The sequence below is a fragment of the Sphingomonas sp. NIBR02145 genome (assembly GCF_027359115.1).
Taxonomy (GTDB): Bacteria; Pseudomonadota; Alphaproteobacteria; order Sphingomonadales; family Sphingomonadaceae; genus Sphingomonas; species Sphingomonas kyeonggiensis_A.
In genome coordinates, this window is the sequence record NZ_CP114791.1 from 1,305,460 (window position 1) to 1,321,414 (window position 15,955).

Consider the following 15,955-nt stretch of genomic DNA (forward strand, 5'->3'; position numbering starts at 1 on the left):
ATGTAATGAAGAAGCTTAATGCCCTGTTGCTGAGTTCAACTTGCTTTGCGGTACTGCTCGCCGCGCCTGCCATGGCGCAGGAAGCCGAGCAGGATACCACGTCGGTCTCGACCGCCGACGCCCAGGACAACGGCGCCATCGTCGTCACGGGCAGCCGCATCACGCGTCCGAACGCCGCCGCCGCGTCGCCGATCACCTCGGTCACCTCGGAAGCGATCCGCGCCCAGGCAGCCGTGAACATCGAAGAAGTGCTGAACCGCATTCCGTCGGTCGCGCCGGACAGCCAGCAGAACTATCAGGATTCGGACGGCCGCCAGCGCATCAAGCTGCGTAACCTCGGCTTCGAGCGCACCCTCATCCTGGTCGATGGCAAGCGCCTCGGCACGATGAACGGCCTCGACGCCAACATGATCCCGACCGCGCTCGTCTCGCGCGTCGACGTGCTGACCGGCGGCGCCTCGGCCGTCTACGGTTCGGACGCCGTCGCCGGCGTGGTCAACTTCATCCTGGACAACAATTTCGAAGGCATCCAGGCGAACGCGAACTACAATTTCTACGCGCACGACAACAAGCCGGGCCTCGTCTCGCAGGTTGCCAAGAACTACGGCTTCGCCCAGCCCGCCCAGGGCCTGAGCACCGATGGTGGCCGCGTCGACCTGTCGCTTACCGCCGGCAAGAAGTTCTTCGACGATCGCATGCACGTGTCGGCCTATGTCGATTACCGCAAGGCGAACCTCGTTCCCTACAGCGCGCGCGAGACTTCGGGCTGCCAGCTCGTCGAAGGCACCAAGGACGGCCCGCTCAGCTGCTCGATCTCGAGCTACACCGGCTATGGCTATGTCTCGCCGCAGAGCGGCCCGAACGCCGGCAACGCCTATCTGAACAACCCGAACGGCACCCGCACCTTCGTGCCCTATTCGTCGGCCCTGGCCGCGAACCCGTATGACGGCTACTCGTTCCAGCGCAAGAACGAGCGCTGGAATGCCGGCGGCTTCGCTTCGTTCAAGATCTCGGACGCGGCGGAAGTCTATGCCAACGCGATGTGGTTCCGCGACAAGTCGGCGAACGTCTATCCGGCCCGCGTCTACAGCTCGACCGCCTATGCGGACGGCCCCTACCAGGTCCGCTGCAACAACCCGTACATGTCGGCCGCCCAGGCGACCGCGATCTGCGGCACCGCGGCAGGCACCAGCACCTTCGTGCCGATCGAACTGCGCTACCGCATGACCAGCGTTCCCGATCTCGAGGACCGCTACACCAATGAAGGCCTGCGCATCACCGGCGGCGTCCGCGGCGAGTTCGCCAAGGGCTGGAGCTACGATGTCGGCGGCGTCTATGCGCGCAACCAGATGGACACCAGCTGGGCCGGCCCGCTCTATGCGCGCGTCAACAACGCCCTGAACGTCGTCAACAACAACGGCACGATCAGCTGCGTCAACGACGTCGCCAACGGCTGCGTGCCCTTCGATCCGTTCAGCGCCAATTCGGCGACGAACAACACCGCGCTGTACAACTACCTGATCGCGGGCACCTACGGCACCTCGACCACGACCAACACGCTCTACAACGGCATCGCCACCATCCAGGGCGATCTCGGCACCTACGGCATCAAGAGCCCGTGGGCGGACGAAGGCGTGGCGATCGCGTTCGGCGCCGAATATCGCGAAGACCAGCTCAAGAGCCACGCCGATGCGATCTGGCGCGAGTCGGTCAGCGACGACGCGGACCGCTATCTCGCCCAGCACGTCTGGGAAGGTAACGTCGAGCTCCAGGTTCCGATCGCCCAGCACAAGGCTTTCGCCGACCTGCTCCAGGTGAACGGTGCGTATCGTCTGTCGAAGTACAGCAGCAACCCGGACACCTTCTCGACCTGGAAGGCCGAGGCGATCTGGGCTCCGGTCGAGGACATCACGTTCCGCGCCTCGATCAACCGCGCCCAGCGCGCTCCGACCGTGGTGGAGTCCTTCCAGGGCTCGAACACCAGCTATGGCCGGATCACCACCGCCTATAACGATATCTGCGCGCCGACCGTCGTCAGCACGTCGATCGATCCGGTCACGGGTCGCCCGGTCAATGTCTATGGCGCCCCGACGGCATCGCGCGAAGCGTGCCGCGCAACCGGCCTGGCCGACAACCTCTACGGCAGCGCCACCCTGCTCTGCCCGACCGATGTTGGCTGCACCTATCGCGCCGGCGGGTTCACCGTGGATCCGGAAACCGCCTACACCAAGACCTTCGGTGTGGTGCTGAAGCCGCGCTTCCTCCCGGGCCTGGTGGTTTCGGCCGATCGCTTCCTGATCGATCTGAACCAGTCGATCGGCTACAACGACTACGCCTACTTCTCGCAGGGCTGCCAGCAGACCGCCGATCCGTTCTTCTGCAGCATGTTCGTGCGTAACGCGGACGGCACGCTGTCGAGCAACCCGACGACCAACCCGACCACTGGCTTCATCCGCCAGGGCACGACCAACTACTACAAGAGCAAGTCGCATGGCTGGGACTTCCAGGGCCAGTATGCGCTGCCGCTCGGTGGCAACATCGGTCGCCTGGACTTCGACTTCGCCGGCACGCTGACCACGCTGGCTGGCGCGCAGGACGCGTCGTTCCTCGCGGAGCGTAACTGCGTTGGCTATTATGGCGGCGCCGGCTGCGGCCAGTTCATCGCCAAGTGGACGCACAACCTGCGTGGCACCTACACCACGCCGGACCAGTTCTTCAGCATGTCGCTGAACTGGCGCCACCTGGGTCCGCTGACCCGTACCTCGAACTCGGGCGAGGCCAGCCTCGGCGCGGATGCGAGCACGGTGCGCAAGACCTTCTACCGGATCGACGCGTATGATTACTTCGATCTGTCGCTGAACTTCCGCGTCGAGAAGAGCTTCTCGTTCCGGATCGCGGCGAACAACATCCTCGACAAGACGCCGCCGGTCATGCCGAACTCGTATGACATCGGCCTGTCGCGCGCGAACACGATCTCGGCCCGGTACGACTCGCTCGGCCGCCAGATCGCCTTCAGCACGACGGTCAACTTCTAAAACTAGCCCTTCGCTAGAACCTCAGGGCCCGCCTTCTCCGGAAGGCGGGCCCTTTTATTTGCCCGTCGCGCACCCGGCCTCGATGGCGCCTCCGCCGAAAAAATTGTCCGGATATCGCCGACCTTCCGTCTTCCCTTCGAGGCCATGGACGCCCGGCGGAAGGATCGAGGCATTGCGCGACCAGACCACCGGAACCCGTCTTCCAGAAAGAATGGACCAACGAATAATATCCTTACCAGAAACGCAATATGAATATTGAAACATTAGTTTCACAGTATCGCGCGAATTAAATCATGCGCGATTCGCTAAAAGTATAGAATAAAATACTTCGCAACTATAATTGCGAAGGCGATTTGGCGCAACTTCACTCCATATTTTCTTGCATTGGGAGATTGTATGAAGAGCCAATTCAAAACACTGGCCATTGCCGCCCTCGGCACACTGACGATCCTGCTACCCGAAGCCGCACAGGCGCAGGGTTGGCCCGCACCGGTGGCGCCGCTGCCCGAGCTGGCGACCGCGCTCGACAAGCGCTTCCAGCCGGCGATCGATTTCGACACCGACGTCTGCTTCAACGTGCCGGCGGTCAATGCATCGGGCGCGATCAGCGCCGGCGCCTCGACCTACGCCACGCTGCCGCCGGCCTCGTGCCGCAACGCGAGCTACCGCACGACGAGCAACGTCTATGTCCGCGCCCGCTGCAACAACGGCTATTGCGCCCGCGTCTACAGCTATTTCTGGCAGTCGGATTTCTCGCACGCCTATGACTGGGAATCGGTGATCGTGTGGACCACCGACCAGGGCACAAGCAGCACCGTGGTCGGCGTAACCCGCGGCAACCACGGCGGCTGGGAAACCCGCGCGACCAGCGGCGGGCAGCTGCGCTTCCAGAGCGACACCAGCGGCCAGCACGTGAAGATGGTCTATCACTACGAAACCTGGGGTTTCTCGCACCTTTGGCGCTTCTCGAAGACCGACAATGGCGACGAGCCGCCCGAAAACGGCACCGGCCAGTGGCTGATCCAGCCGCTGGTGAGCTGGAACGGCTACCCCTCGGCCAGCGTCCGCAACGCCATCTCGAACTATAATTTCGGCAGCGGCAATTTCGACCTGAAGGACTCGCGCTTCTCGAGCGTCCTCGCCGCGACGGTGAACTCGAGCATCACGCCGGGCTTCGATCCGAACACCGATTCGGGCGCGAACTCGCCGGGCTGCCCGACCGGCTCGACCATCTGCTGACCCTGCGCCGCCCCGTGCCATCGGCATGGGGCGGACCTTTCGGCGAGATACAAATGGCTTCGAAATATCTGCCGCTGCTCGGCGGCACGGCGCTGATCGTCGCGATCGGCGGCTTCTGGTTTACCCAGCGGGGCGCCGAGAGCACCCCGATGCCCAGCACGGGCGCGGTGGTCGTCACTACCCCCGCCGCAACAGAAAGCCCCTCCCCCGCACCTGTTGCCCCGACGAGCCTGCCGACGCCGCCGGACAAGGTGATCGCGCATGTCCGCCAGGCCTATCCGCTGCTCGAGAAGGTGGACTTCTCCTGCGACGCGAAGGGCTGCGCCGTCACCGCGACGATACCGCCGCCTACCGGCGACGAGTTCCTCAAGGTGCGGCAGGAAATGCTGCTGGGCGGGCTGGCCAGGCTGGTCGAGGCGGACGGGTATCGCATGCCCGGACCGGTCCATATGGACGAGATCGAGAGCAACCTGTTCCATATCCGCGCGGACGTGGTGCCGGCACAACCGCCGGCTTCCTAGCGATCCAGGACGGACGCCCCGCAAGCGAGGCGTCCGTCAGGCACCGGGTTGGGCGTCGATCCGCACCGGCACAGGGATGTATGCCGCCCCAACTGTCGGGTTCAGGTCGAAACGGCATGCAGAGGCTGTGGCCGGATGCGTGCACCCGGGCGAGCCGGGTGCGACGGAGGCGGAGGATTGGGCGACGAATCAGGTTCGTCGCCCGGAAGATTATTTCTTGCCGCCACGCCAATAGAGCAGGCCCGCGACGATCGCGGCCGAACCGATGCCGATCGCGGCGCCCATGCCGATCTGCTTGGCATCGGGCTTCCAGCGCTTCTTGGCCTCGACGATGTCCTTCACCGCCTGGAGCGCCTCGCTGCCCTCGTCGTGATGATCGTGCGGCGCCTCCTCGATCGGATAAGGCGGCTTTGCTTCCTGCGGCTTGGGCGGGGTCTTAGTCATGATCTTCCCTTATTGGCGCTAGGCTGAACGCGAGGCTAATGCGGCGGTTGCACCCAAAGATGCAAGCGGCCACAAGCTCGGGCCATGAACCCGCTCTACGCCCAGCTCGGCACCACCATCTTCGAAGCAATGTCCGCTCGCGCACGTGAGACGGGGGCGATCAACCTGGGCCAGGGCTTTGCCGACGGCCGCGGGCCGGAAGCGGTTCTCGAAGCCGCGGCCAGGGCGGTGATCGAGAAGTCGAACCAATACCCGCCGATGATCGGCCTGCCCGAGCTGCGCGGCGCGGTGGCGGACCATTATGCGCGCCACCAGGGGCTCAACCTGGCGGCGGAGGAAGTGGTGGTAACCTCGGGCGCGACCGAGGCGCTGGCGGCGGCGATCTTCGCCTGCGTCTCGCCCGGCGACGAGGTGATCTGCTTCCAGCCGCTCTACGACGCCTATGTCCCACTGATCCGCCAGGCCGGCGGCGTGCCGAAGTTCGTGCGGCTGAGCCCGCCCGAATGGAAGATCGACAAGGCAGCGCTGGAAGCCGCCGTCTCCAGCAAGACGCGCGTGCTGATCCTCAACAACCCGCTCAACCCCGCCGCGACGATGTGCAGCGCCGACGAGCTGGCGATGCTGGCGGACTTCTGCGTGAGCCATGACCTGATCGCGATCTGCGACGAGGTCTGGGAGCATGTGACCTTCGACGGCGCGCGCCATCTGCCGCTGATCGGCTTCCCCGGCATGCGCGAGCGTACCGTGAAGATCGGTTCGGCCGGCAAGATCTTCGCGCTGACCGGCTTCAAGGTCGGCTGGATGTGCGCGGCGCCGGCGATCGCCCGCGTGCTTTCGAAAGCGCACCAGTTCCTCACCTTCACCACCCCGCCTAACCTGCAATGGGCGGTTGCCGAAGGCCTCGCCACCCAGGATGCCTGGGTGCAGGAAGCACGCCACCGCTTCCAGGCCGGACGCGACCGATTGCGCACCGGGCTGGAGGGCGCAGGCTTCGCCGTGTTGCCGAGCGCCGCGACCTATTTCCTGTCGATCGATCTCACCGCCTCGGGCATCGCGCTCGACGATGTCAGCTTCGCCAACAAGCTGATCGACGAGGCCGGCGTCGCCTCGATCCCGGTCTCGGCTTTCTATGCCGAGGATGCCGTCACCAACGTGCTGCGCTTCTGTTTCGTCAAGGAAGACGCGACGCTCGACGCGGCCATCGCCCGCATCGCCGAGGCACGCGACCGGCTGGCCTGACGACTCGGCGCACCTTCGTTTCATCGGCGGAAGCACCCGCTTCACCGTGACGCGCGCAACTCGCCGCGTTTCCGGCACGTTCGCCGGGCCGCGGGACAAGTGGAGTTGTATCATGCGTAACATGAAGTTCCTGATGCGCGGCGCTGCGGTTGCCGCGATCCTGATCGCGACGCCGTCGCTGGCCCAGAGCCGGATCGACCGCGCGCGCACCGCCGTTGCCGAAGCGACGGCCAAGGTGGAAGCCGCCCAGACCGCCGGCGCCGACAAATATGCCCCGGACGCCTATGCGCGCGCCGAAGAATCGCTGCGCACCGCCAAGGACCAGCTGGCACGCGACCACCGCGATTCGACGATCAACGAGGCACGCCGCGCTTCGGGTCTCGCCGATGCGGCGCTGGCCGAATCCGAACGCAACAAGGGCGCGCAGATCGCCGCCGAGCAGGACGCGCGCCGCGATGCACAGGCCGCAGCCGCCAATGCCTCGGCCGATGCCGCCGCGGAAGCCAGCCAGCGCGCAGCCGCGCAGGATGCGGCACTGACCGCGCAGAGTGACGCGGCCGCGGCGAACGCGCGCGCCGAAGCGGCAGCGGTAGCCGCCCAGTCGGCTGCGGCGGATGCGGCAGCGGCGCGTGCCGCGGCGGCCCAGCCGGTAGCGACCACGATCGAGACCACGACCACCCAACCGGCGCGCACCTATTCCTCGTCGCGCACGACGACGCGCAAGGTCGTGAAGAAGCCGGTCCGCAAGACGACCACCACCGTCACCCGTCCGGCAGCCTCGACGACCACTACGACGACGGTGAAGACCGAGCCGCGCTAAGCGCGTCCGGCGGATACCAAGGGGGACAGGGTCAGATCCTGTCCAGCACCCCACGCTCGGTGATGTAACCCGTCACCAGGCGTGCGGGAGTTACATCGAATGCTGGATTGGCGGCGGGGGAATCGGTTACCCGGACAGTGCCGATTTCCCCGTTTGCCAGCGGCCCGCTGAGCCGGGTCAACTCCTCGGCGCTGCGCTCCTCGATCGGAATGTCGGCGCCGCTTTCGGTATTCGGGTCGAAGGTCGTGTAGGGCAGCGCAACATAGAAGGGCACGTCATTGTCGTGTGCCGCAAGCGCCTTCAGATAGGTGCCGATCTTGTTGCAGACATCGCCGTTGCGGGTGACGCGGTCGGTGCCGACCACCACCGCATCCACCTGCCCCTTCATCATCAGAAGCCCGCCGGCATTGTCGGCGATCACCGTGTGCGGCACGCCGTGGTTGCGCAGCTCGAACGCCGTGAGCAGCGCGCCCTGATTGCGCGGTCGGGTCTCGTCGACCCATACATGCACCGGGATTCCCGCATCATGCGCGAGATAGATCGGCGCGGTGGCGGTGCCGTAATCAACCGTCGCCAGCCAGCCGGCATTGCAATGGGTCAGGATGTTGAGCGGGCGATCCGGGTTCTTCCCGTGCAGCTGCTTGAACAGCGCAAGCCCATGCTCACCGATCGAGCGGCAAAGTTCGGCATCCTCATCGCAGATTTCATCCGCCCGCTTGAAGGCTGCCTCGGCGCGTTCGCCTTCGGGCAGATCGGCCACCGCCGCGCGCACCGCGTCAAGCGCCCAGCGCAGGTTGATCGCGGTGGGGCGGGTCTCGAACAGCTTGTCATAGGCAGCGGCCAGGCTCGCATCGTCCGGATCGACCGCCAGCGCCATCGCATAGCCGTAGGCCGCCGTCGCACCGATCATCGGCGCGCCGCGCGTCCACATTTCGCGGATCGCCACGGCGGCGGCATCGACGTCGCGCAGCTCGACCCATTTGATGTCCCAGGGCAGCTTGCGCTGGTCGAGGATCACCGCGCCCTTGCCGTCTTCGGTGCGACGGATCGAGCGGGTCGGACGGCCTTCGAGGATCATGGGAGCACTTCCGCGAGAGAATGGACATCGGCCGCGCCACCGGCGCGATCGATCAGCAATGCCTGGAGCCCCGCCTCATGCGCGGCATCGACCTCCGCCACCATGTCGGAGACGAACAGCAGTTCGGACGGCGCGAGATCGAGGGCATCGACGATCTTCGTATAGGAATCGCTGTCGCGCTTGGGGCCGGTGGTGGTGTCGAAATAGCCGCTCAGGAATGGTGTCAGGTCCCCGGCGATCGAGTGCCCGAAGATCAGCTTCTGCGCCGCGATCGAGCCCGAGGAATAGATGTTCACCTTGATCCCCGCCTCGGTCCAGCGGCGCAGCGCCTCGGGCGTGTCGGGATAGACATGGCCCTTGAGCTCGCCATCGGCATAGCCCTGCGCCCAGATCAGGCCCTGGAGCGTCTTGAGCGGCGTTTCCTTGCGGTCCTCGTCGATCCACTGCAGCAGGGTCGCGACCGGATCGTCCCCCGGCACCTGCGCCAGGATCGGTGCGGCGACTTCGGGGTTCGCTTCAACAAATGCCGACAAGTGCTTGCGTGCATAGGGGAAAAGCTCGGCGGCAACGAAGCTGATGCTGCTCGTCGTGCCTTCGATGTCGAGGAGAATGGCTTTGGGTTTCATGATACTCTCGTCATCCCTCTTCCCTTCGTCATCCCCGCGCAGGCGGGGATCCAGAGTGGCAGAGCGATGTCCTTCGTGACTCTGGATCCCCGCCTGCGCGGGGATGACGGTGTAGAGGTCAGGCCGGCTCGTGCCGCGGAAAGCGGTCCGCGATCGCGTCGCCGGTGAAGTTGGCGATCCAGCCATCGGCATTGGTGAACAGGCGGATCGCGGTAAACCGAGGCGAAGGCCCCATGTCGAACCAGTGGCGCGTGCCGGCCGGAACCGAGATCAGGTCTCCCTCCTCGCAGAGCACGGCGTAGATCCTCTCGCCCTCGCGCAGGGTGAACAACCCCTCGCCTTCCACGAAGAAGCGGACCTCATCCTCCGAATGGCGATGCTCGGAGAGGAACTTGGTGCGCAGGTTCGCCTTTTCGGGGTGATCGGGAACCATGCGGATCACGTCGACCGACTGATAGCCATTCTCTGCCTTGAGCCGCTCGACCTCGGGCGCGAAAGCCTCGAGCACCTCGTCCTGCCCGGCATCGGCGGCGAGCGGGCGCGAGGGCCATTGCTCGAAGCGCACCCCGATCGGGGCGAGTGCGGCGGCGATGGCAACGGCGTCGCGGGTATCGGTCAGCGGGGCGCCGCCCGCTTCGTCGAAGATGCGGAGATGGGTCATCGTTTCCATGCCCTTTCGGCCAGTTCGGCGGCGATCAGCCATTCGGTGCCTTCCAGCACGCGCTCGGCTTCGGCCAGGTCCTTGCCCCAGGCATAGAGCCCATGGCTGCGGATAAGATAGGCAGGCGCGGCGTTCGGCGCCAGCAAGGCGGGACGGATCGCTTCCTCGATCACCGCCATGTCCTGGCTGTTGTCGACGATCGGCAGGCGGATCTCGGCCTCATGCGTGGTGTTGCCCGGGAAGACCTTGAGCATCTCGTGCCCGGCGAATACCCATTCGCTGGCGTCGGCGGCAGCCCGGCTCATGCCCACGGCCTCGGGAGAGTGCCCGTGCAGCACCGCGCCGACATGGGGGAACAGCCGGTAGATCGCCAAATGCAGGTCGGTCTCGGCCGAGGGCTTGCCCGGGGTGAGCGGGGTGCCGTCCAGATCGACGCGCATCACGCCCGCGGGCGTCAGTCGCCCCTTGTGCCAGCCGGACACGGTGACGGCGATGCTGCCGTCGTCGAGCCGCACCGAGTAATTGCCGGCCGTGGCGGGCGCCCAGCCGCGCGCGTCGAGCCGGCGGCCGACCTCGACCAGGCCTGTCGCGGCATCTTCGAAGGACATCGTCATGGAATCGCGCTTAGCCGATCCAAGGCTACGCGCGCATTACAGAATTTATTTCGAGCCTCGTCGCCCGATCGGCTGGACGATCTCGCGCGCCGGGCCGGTGACGAAGGTCGCGGGCTGCGGGCGCGGCGCGGGCCCCGACATCGTCACCATGTTGAACGCCTCGCCGCCCAGATTGCGGGCGTCGGCCATCAGCAGCGGGGTGGCGGGGCCGGAGCGCTCGGGCGTGATCACCGGCTCATCGGTGACCATCACGTCGCCGCCCAGCTCGGTCAGCGCGTAGAGCTGCTTGGCGAAGGCTGCGGGGAAGCGGATGCAGCCATGCGAGGCCGGATAGCCCGGCAGACGGCCGGCATGGAGCGCGATCCCATCCCAGGTCAGCCGCTGCATGTAGGGCATCGGGGCGTTCGAATAGAGGTTCGAGCGGTGAAACACCTTCTTCTGCAGGATGGTGAAGGCGCCGGTCGGCGTCTCGTGCCCGTCCGATCCGGTCGAGACGGTGCTGGCGCCGACCAGCTTGCCGCCGCGATAGACATAGGCCCGCTGGTCCGGGATGCTGACCACGATCGAGACGGGATCCCAGTCATTGGTGCTCGCCTTGATCAGCTGCGGCTCCTTGTACCAGGCCCATTGCCCGTTGCGCAGCGCATCGGGGGCCAGCTGCATCGTGTCCGACGCGGCGACCTGCGCGGTAGCGGGAATGGCGGGAAGGATCGTGGCACTGGCCAGCAGCAGGACGGCAAGGGCGCCGGAACGCATCAAACAGCTCTCCGAATCCGGTGAGCCAGGACGGCTCAGGGCGATTCCTTAACGAAATTAACCTAATTTCGCTCCGCTGCCGAATCGCGGATATTTCACGCGGGCAAATCGCTGGCAATGTTCCGGATTTTCGCCCCGCTTCGGCGAACCGGGCATGCGTTGCGGCGAGCCGCGCAACTTGGGACAGATGTTAAGCGCCCCGCTTACCATCTGTCTGATATAGATTCCCCCAAGGGGTAAAGCAGCGGGTTCTTTGGATAGTGATGGATAGCCTCGATACGATTCAGACGCGTCGCGCCTTGCTGAAGGCTGCGATGGTGATGACCAGCGGTGCGGTGGTTTCGGCCTGCGCCTCGCGCACGATCAACACCGCGATGGCACCGGCGCCGGTGCCGGTCCCCTCCTCGGTCCCGCCCATCCCCAAGGCACCCGAACTGGCAACCGTCGCCAAGGTGCCGGGCGTGCCGAACGGCATCCGCCCCGAATTGTTCAAGAAGGCGGTCGCCGCGCTCAATCGCCATTCGATGCGCATCGCCTCGCATGACCGCATCGCGATCGCCGATTTCGCCACCTCGTCGAACAATCCGCGCTTCCATGTCGTCAACCTCGGCACCGGCCAGGTCGAGCGCTTCCTCGTCGCGCACGGCATCGGTTCGGACCCGAGCCATAGCGGCATGCTCCAGCGCTTCTCGAACGAAGTGAATTCGGAAGCGACCTGCGAAGGCGCGTTCCTCACCGCCGATTATTATGTCGGCAAGCATGGCGACTCGCAGCGCCTGCTCGGCCTCGACCCGACCAACAACAACGCGCTCGATCGTGCGATCGTCGTCCACTCGGCCTGGTATGCCAATGCCGACATGATCGGCAAGCATGGCAAGCTCGGCCGCAGCCAGGGCTGCTTCGCGGTAGGCGAGAACGAGCTGGCCAAGCTGTTCGAGCGCCTCGGCCCGGGCCGGATGATCTACGCCGCCAAGGTTTGAGCGCCCATTGCCGGGACACTCCTGTCCCGTTGCAATGTAGGATTTCGCATGTTTCGCTGGAGCGGTCGGGACCCCGGTCCCGGCCGCTCCTTGCTTTGTAGGAAAGATAGGATCGCGCGCACGCAAGGATATTGCGAGATGCGCAGCCAATACGGGAACTATGTCAACTTAGGGCACCCGAGAACACGCTCCTGGCCTGTACTTTGTGTACTTTCACGAGTCGTCCCAACTCCGATGTTGGACGCCGACACCGCCTAGTTCTTCGGCAGTCCCGGCCCCGGCCCGGTCCCGCATGGGAAGGGCGGCGCCCAGCATGGGTAGCCGAAGGTCAGCTTGGTCGCGTAGCGCGCGATCGGCCTTTGCGGCCAGCTACCCGGCAGCACCACATCCGCCTTGCCGCTGCCCTTGGGCCAGGTCGCGACGCTGGCAGGCGTGACGCCGTACCAGAGCACATCCCCCTCGAACCGGCGCTTGAAGGCGATGGCCATCACCCGGTCGCCCATCGGCAGCTGGTGATAATCGGCAGGGCTGCGCTGTGCACCCTTCGCATCGACCACCGCCGAGCGGGCGAAATAGATGTCCTGCCAGGGCGCTTGCGGCGCGGCGAAGGCGATCGCCTTGGCCGGCTCCTGCGGCTCGGCCGGGCGCGGGACGATGCGGAAGCTGGCGAGCAGCACCAGCGCCACCACCACCGCGATCCCGCGCGCATCGCGCCAACGGACCAGCAGCCAGGTGAACAGCGCCGCCATCGGGAACAGCCATTTGAAGTAGTGCGCGTTGAAGAAGCGCCACATGCCGCTGGGAACCAGATCGACATAGGCGAGCATCATCGTCGTGTAGATCAGGGCGACCAGCACCATGCAGAGCGTCAGCCAGCGCGTCGGCCCCTGGAGGCGCATCACGCCGAGGATCAGGCCCGCCGTGCCGGTGAGCAGCCAGGGCAGCTCGCGCAGCAGCCCGGTCTCGCCGGGGAACCAGGGCGAGGGATCGACGAGCAGGATGCTCGCCTTCCAGCCGAGATCGGCAAAGGCGAAGCCGTAATCGCCTGACAGGATCGTATAGTCGGTAAGGCGCGGGCCATAGATTGCGAGGTACAGCAGCACATAGGGCAGCAGCGCCGCCCCCGCCCCGCCCAACCCCTTCGCCAGATCGCCCCAGCGCTTCTCGATCAGCACCGGCCGCCACAGCGCGAAGCCGCCGATCACCGCGCTGACCACCACATCGGCCGGGCGGACCAGCGCGATCGCCATCAGCAGCGCGCCAAGCCGCCAGGGCCGGCGGCGCTCGCCGAACATCATGTCGGCAGCCTCGGCGAAGGCCAGCCAGATGAAGGCGGCCGACATCGTCGTCGTCCAGGGCTCGAGCCAGAATTTGGAGATGCGCAGGTCGCCGATCGTCGCGGCGAGGAACAGCAGGCCCGCCGCGAGGCTCCCCACCCCGAAGCGCGCGCAGACGCGGTGGAAGCCCCAGAAGGCCGCCGCATAGCAGAGCAGGTTGATCGGCACGAACGGCGTCGGCGCCCAGGCGAAGGGCGCGCCGGCGAGCGGATAGAGCAAGGGATACCAATGCTGGTCCGGGCTCAGGTCGAAATGCAGGAACGCCTTTGCCGATTTCAGATACTGCATCTGATCGTGCCAGCCGCGCCACCACGGCCCCGCCGGCGCGAAGAACTTCAGGTTGATCTTGAAGACCGTATAGGCAGCGAAGACCACCATGACCGCGCGCACCGGATGCGCATCGAACTGGCGACGGATCCAGTGGAGCATCGCCTGCGGGTAGAGCCTAAGCGGGACTGGCACAAGCGGAGCCGAGCGACTAGGGGATGCAACAGATCGAAACATGTCGCTGCAAGACGGAGACGATGGCCCAGTCCCACCCTTTTTATTCGATCCACCGCCAGGGAATGATCCGCGCGGGCGTGTGCACCCCGATCACCACGGTGGCCGATCCCGTCGCCAATGCCGAGGCGGCGATCGCGCTGGCGCGGCAGGGCGACGCGATGGGCGCGGACCTGCTCGTCTTTCCCGAGCTCAACATCACTTCCTACGCGATCGACGACCTGCATCTGCAGGACGTGATCTGCGACGCGACCGAAGCGGGTATCGCCGCGATCATGACGGCCAGCGCCGAGCTGAAGCCGGTGCTGCTGGTCGGCGCGGCGCTGCGGCGGAGCGGGCGGCTCTACAATTGCGCGGTGGTGATCGCGCGCGGGCGCATCCTGGGCGTGGTGCCCAAGAGCTACCCGCCCAATTACCGCGAATATTATGAGAAGCGCTGGTTCGCGCTCGGCGCCGGGCTTGCCGGGCTGGAGATCGATGTCGCAGGCCAGACCGTGCCCTTCGGCACCGACCTGATCTTCGCCGCCGAGGAACTGCCCGATTTCGTCTTCCACGCCGAGATCTGCGAGGATTACTGGGCGCCCCTGCCCCCCTCCACCGAGGGGGCGCTGGCCGGTGCGCTGGTGCTGTGCAACCTTTCCGCCTCGAACATCACCGTCGGCAAGGCCCGCGAACGGGCGCTACTCTGCGCCGCGCAATCGGCACGTGCGGTAGCGGCCTATGTCTATTCCGCATCGGGTCCCGGCGAGAGCACCACCGACCTTGCCTGGGACGGCCAGGGCATGATCCACGAACTGGGTGAGCAGATCGCCAGCACCGAGCGTTTCGAGCTGACCACCGAAGTCGTCTGCGCGGACATCGACCTGGAGCGCATCCGGCTCGAGCGGATGCGGATGGGCACGTTCAACGACTGCGCCGCCGCCAATGGCGATCCCGAGACGCGCTTCCGGCGCATCGTCTTCCAGCACCGGCCCGATTATGCCGACAAGGGCCTGCTGCGGAAGCTGCGCCGCTTTCCGTTCGTGCCCAACACCCCGTCGAAGCTCGAAGAGGATTGCTACGAGGCGTTCAATATCCAGGTGGAGGGCCTGCGCAAGCGGCTGGAATCCACCGGCGCGAAGCATATCGTCATCGGCGTCTCGGGCGGGCTCGACTCCACCCATGCGCTGATCGTCGCTGCCAGGGCGATGGACCGGCTCGGCCGTCCGCGCACCGACATCCTTGGCTTCACCATGCCGGGCTTTGCGACCAGCGACGGCACCAAGTCGAACGCCTGGGCGCTGATGAACGCATTGGGCGTGACCGGTGCCGAGATCGACATCCGCCCGGCGGCGAAGACGATGCTCGAGGGGATCGGGCATCCCTATGCCAATGGCGAGCCGGTCTATGACGTGACCTTCGAGAACGTCCAGGCGGGCCTGCGCACCGACTATCTCTTCCGCCTTGCCAACCAGCGTCAGGGCTTCGTGCTGGGCACCGGGGATCTCAGCGAACTGGCGCTCGGCTGGTGCACCTATGGCGTCGGCGATCAGATGAGCCATTACGGCGTGAACGCCGGCGTACCCAAGACGCTGATCCAGTATCTGATCCGGTGGACCGTGCAGACCGACCAGTTCACCGGCGAAGCGGCGGACGTGCTGACCGCCATCCTCGACACCGAGATCTCGCCCGAGCTCGTGCCCGCCGATGCCGACGGCAGGATGCAGAGCACGCAGGACCGGATCGGGCCGTACGAGCTGCACGACTTCTTCCTCCACTACACGATCCGCTTCGGGCTGAAGCCCAGCAAGATCGCCTTCCTCGCCTGGCATGCCTGGCAGGACGCCAACGCGGGACAATGGCCGATCGGCTTCCCCGAGGATGCGCGCAACCGCTATGATCTGGAGACGATCGCAAGGTGGCTGCGGGAATTCCTGTTCCGCTTCTTCCAGACCAGCCAGTTCAAGCGCTCCGCCCTGCCCAATGGACCCAAGGTCTCGGCCGGTGGTGCGCTGAGCCCGCGCGGCGACTGGCGCGCACCGTCGGACAGCGTGGCGCGGGCGTGGCAGGCCGAGCTGAAGGCGAACCTGCCCTAAACGGTGCGATCGGCGCTCGACGCCCTGTC

General features: G+C 65.9%; 14 protein-coding genes. 7 read left to right on the top strand and 7 right to left on the bottom strand.

Features of this window, described 5'->3' with window-relative positions; genetic code table 11:
* Positions 1–5 precede the first annotated feature (5 nt).
* The 3 genes from O3305_RS06045 (at position 6) to O3305_RS06055 (ending at position 4,795) form a co-directional block, all read left to right on the top strand.
* Positions 6–3,035 (top strand): TonB-dependent receptor domain-containing protein, encoded by a 3,030-nt coding sequence (locus O3305_RS06045; protein ID WP_269575578.1) that lies wholly within the window; start codon positions 6–8, stop codon positions 3,033–3,035.
* A 396-nt stretch (positions 3,036–3,431) separates the two neighbouring features.
* Positions 3,432–4,274: an NPP1 family protein gene (locus tag O3305_RS06050; protein ID WP_269575579.1), complete on the top strand. Its 843-nt coding sequence runs from the start codon at positions 3,432–3,434 to the stop codon at positions 4,272–4,274.
* 53 nt (positions 4,275–4,327) lie between these two features.
* The gene (locus tag O3305_RS06055; RefSeq protein ID WP_269575580.1) at positions 4,328–4,795 is read left to right on the top strand and encodes a hypothetical protein; all 468 of its coding nucleotides are present in this window, start codon (positions 4,328–4,330) and stop codon (positions 4,793–4,795) included.
* A gap of 210 nt (positions 4,796–5,005) precedes the next feature.
* Here the strand turns inward: O3305_RS06055 and O3305_RS06060 are convergent, their stop codons facing one another.
* Positions 5,006–5,239 carry a hypothetical protein gene (locus O3305_RS06060; RefSeq protein ID WP_269575581.1) on the bottom strand — a complete coding sequence of 78 codons (234 nt, stop codon included), beginning with the start codon at positions 5,237–5,239 and terminating at the stop codon, positions 5,006–5,008.
* 84 nt (positions 5,240–5,323) lie between these two features.
* Between O3305_RS06060 and O3305_RS06065 the strand changes: the two genes are divergently transcribed.
* Together O3305_RS06065 and O3305_RS06070 are read left to right on the top strand one after the other, a co-directional pair.
* The gene (locus O3305_RS06065) at positions 5,324–6,478 is read left to right on the top strand and encodes an aminotransferase (RefSeq protein WP_269575582.1); all 1,155 of its coding nucleotides are present in this window, start codon (positions 5,324–5,326) and stop codon (positions 6,476–6,478) included.
* A gap of 112 nt (positions 6,479–6,590) precedes the next feature.
* Positions 6,591–7,298 carry a hypothetical protein gene (locus tag O3305_RS06070; protein ID WP_184165378.1) on the top strand — a complete coding sequence of 236 codons (708 nt, stop codon included), beginning with the start codon at positions 6,591–6,593 and terminating at the stop codon, positions 7,296–7,298.
* A gap of 31 nt (positions 7,299–7,329) precedes the next feature.
* Here O3305_RS06070 and mtnA read toward each other — a convergent pair whose 3' ends face one another.
* The 5 genes from mtnA to O3305_RS06095 all read right to left on the bottom strand — a co-directional run bounded on the left by mtnA (position 7,330) and on the right by O3305_RS06095 (position 11,033).
* Positions 7,330–8,376: an S-methyl-5-thioribose-1-phosphate isomerase gene (gene mtnA, locus O3305_RS06075; RefSeq protein ID WP_269575583.1), complete on the bottom strand. Its 1,047-nt coding sequence runs from the start codon at positions 8,374–8,376 to the stop codon at positions 7,330–7,332.
* Positions 8,373–9,002 (bottom strand): acireductone synthase, encoded by a 630-nt coding sequence (gene mtnC / locus O3305_RS06080; RefSeq protein WP_269575584.1) that lies wholly within the window; start codon positions 9,000–9,002, stop codon positions 8,373–8,375. Before mtnC ends, mtnA begins: the two co-directional genes overlap by 4 nt.
* Positions 9,003–9,120: 118 nt before the next feature.
* Positions 9,121–9,663 (bottom strand): 1,2-dihydroxy-3-keto-5-methylthiopentene dioxygenase, encoded by a 543-nt coding sequence (locus O3305_RS06085; protein WP_353739223.1) that lies wholly within the window; start codon positions 9,661–9,663, stop codon positions 9,121–9,123.
* The gene (locus O3305_RS06090) at positions 9,660–10,277 is read right to left on the bottom strand and encodes a methylthioribulose 1-phosphate dehydratase (RefSeq protein ID WP_269575586.1); all 618 of its coding nucleotides are present in this window, start codon (positions 10,275–10,277) and stop codon (positions 9,660–9,662) included. Before O3305_RS06090 ends, O3305_RS06085 begins: the two co-directional genes overlap by 4 nt.
* Before the next feature lie 45 nt (positions 10,278–10,322).
* Positions 10,323–11,033 (bottom strand): L,D-transpeptidase family protein, encoded by a 711-nt coding sequence (locus O3305_RS06095; RefSeq protein ID WP_269575587.1) that lies wholly within the window; start codon positions 11,031–11,033, stop codon positions 10,323–10,325.
* 263 nt (positions 11,034–11,296) lie between these two features.
* Here O3305_RS06095 and O3305_RS06100 point away from each other — a divergent pair, with 263 nt between their 5' ends.
* Entirely contained in the window at positions 11,297–12,013 is a 717-nt protein-coding gene (locus O3305_RS06100; protein ID WP_269575588.1) for a murein L,D-transpeptidase catalytic domain family protein, read from the top strand.
* A 254-nt stretch (positions 12,014–12,267) separates the two neighbouring features.
* On the opposite strand, the gene O3305_RS06105 is transcribed toward O3305_RS06100, so the two are convergent.
* Positions 12,268–13,779 carry a hypothetical protein gene (locus tag O3305_RS06105; protein WP_269575589.1) on the bottom strand — a complete coding sequence of 504 codons (1,512 nt, stop codon included), beginning with the start codon at positions 13,777–13,779 and terminating at the stop codon, positions 12,268–12,270.
* A 95-nt stretch (positions 13,780–13,874) separates the two neighbouring features.
* Here O3305_RS06105 and O3305_RS06110 point away from each other — a divergent pair, with 95 nt between their 5' ends.
* Positions 13,875–15,926 carry an NAD(+) synthase gene (locus O3305_RS06110; RefSeq protein WP_269575590.1) on the top strand — a complete coding sequence of 684 codons (2,052 nt, stop codon included), beginning with the start codon at positions 13,875–13,877 and terminating at the stop codon, positions 15,924–15,926.
* Positions 15,927–15,955 lie beyond the last annotated feature (29 nt).

Coding starts and splice junctions, on each gene's coding strand:
- O3305_RS06045 (WP_269575578.1), top strand. CDS start 6: ATGAAGAAGCTTAATGCCCTGTTGCTGAGTTCAACTTGCTTTGCGGTA.
- O3305_RS06050 (WP_269575579.1), top strand. CDS start 3,432: ATGAAGAGCCAATTCAAAACACTGGCCATTGCCGCCCTCGGCACACTG.
- O3305_RS06055 (WP_269575580.1), top strand. CDS start 4,328: ATGGCTTCGAAATATCTGCCGCTGCTCGGCGGCACGGCGCTGATCGTC.
- O3305_RS06060 (WP_269575581.1), bottom strand. CDS start 5,239: ATGACTAAGACCCCGCCCAAGCCGCAGGAAGCAAAGCCGCCTTATCCG.
- O3305_RS06065 (WP_269575582.1), top strand. CDS start 5,324: ATGAACCCGCTCTACGCCCAGCTCGGCACCACCATCTTCGAAGCAATG.
- O3305_RS06070 (WP_184165378.1), top strand. CDS start 6,591: ATGCGTAACATGAAGTTCCTGATGCGCGGCGCTGCGGTTGCCGCGATC.
- mtnA (WP_269575583.1), bottom strand. CDS start 8,376: ATGATCCTCGAAGGCCGTCCGACCCGCTCGATCCGTCGCACCGAAGAC.
- mtnC (WP_269575584.1), bottom strand. CDS start 9,002: ATGAAACCCAAAGCCATTCTCCTCGACATCGAAGGCACGACGAGCAGC.
- O3305_RS06085 (WP_353739223.1), bottom strand. CDS start 9,663: ATGACCCATCTCCGCATCTTCGACGAAGCGGGCGGCGCCCCGCTGACC.
- O3305_RS06090 (WP_269575586.1), bottom strand. CDS start 10,277: ATGACGATGTCCTTCGAAGATGCCGCGACAGGCCTGGTCGAGGTCGGC.
- O3305_RS06095 (WP_269575587.1), bottom strand. CDS start 11,033: ATGCGTTCCGGCGCCCTTGCCGTCCTGCTGCTGGCCAGTGCCACGATC.
- O3305_RS06100 (WP_269575588.1), top strand. CDS start 11,297: ATGGATAGCCTCGATACGATTCAGACGCGTCGCGCCTTGCTGAAGGCT.
- O3305_RS06105 (WP_269575589.1), bottom strand. CDS start 13,779: ATGCTCCACTGGATCCGTCGCCAGTTCGATGCGCATCCGGTGCGCGCG.
- O3305_RS06110 (WP_269575590.1), top strand. CDS start 13,875: ATGGCCCAGTCCCACCCTTTTTATTCGATCCACCGCCAGGGAATGATC.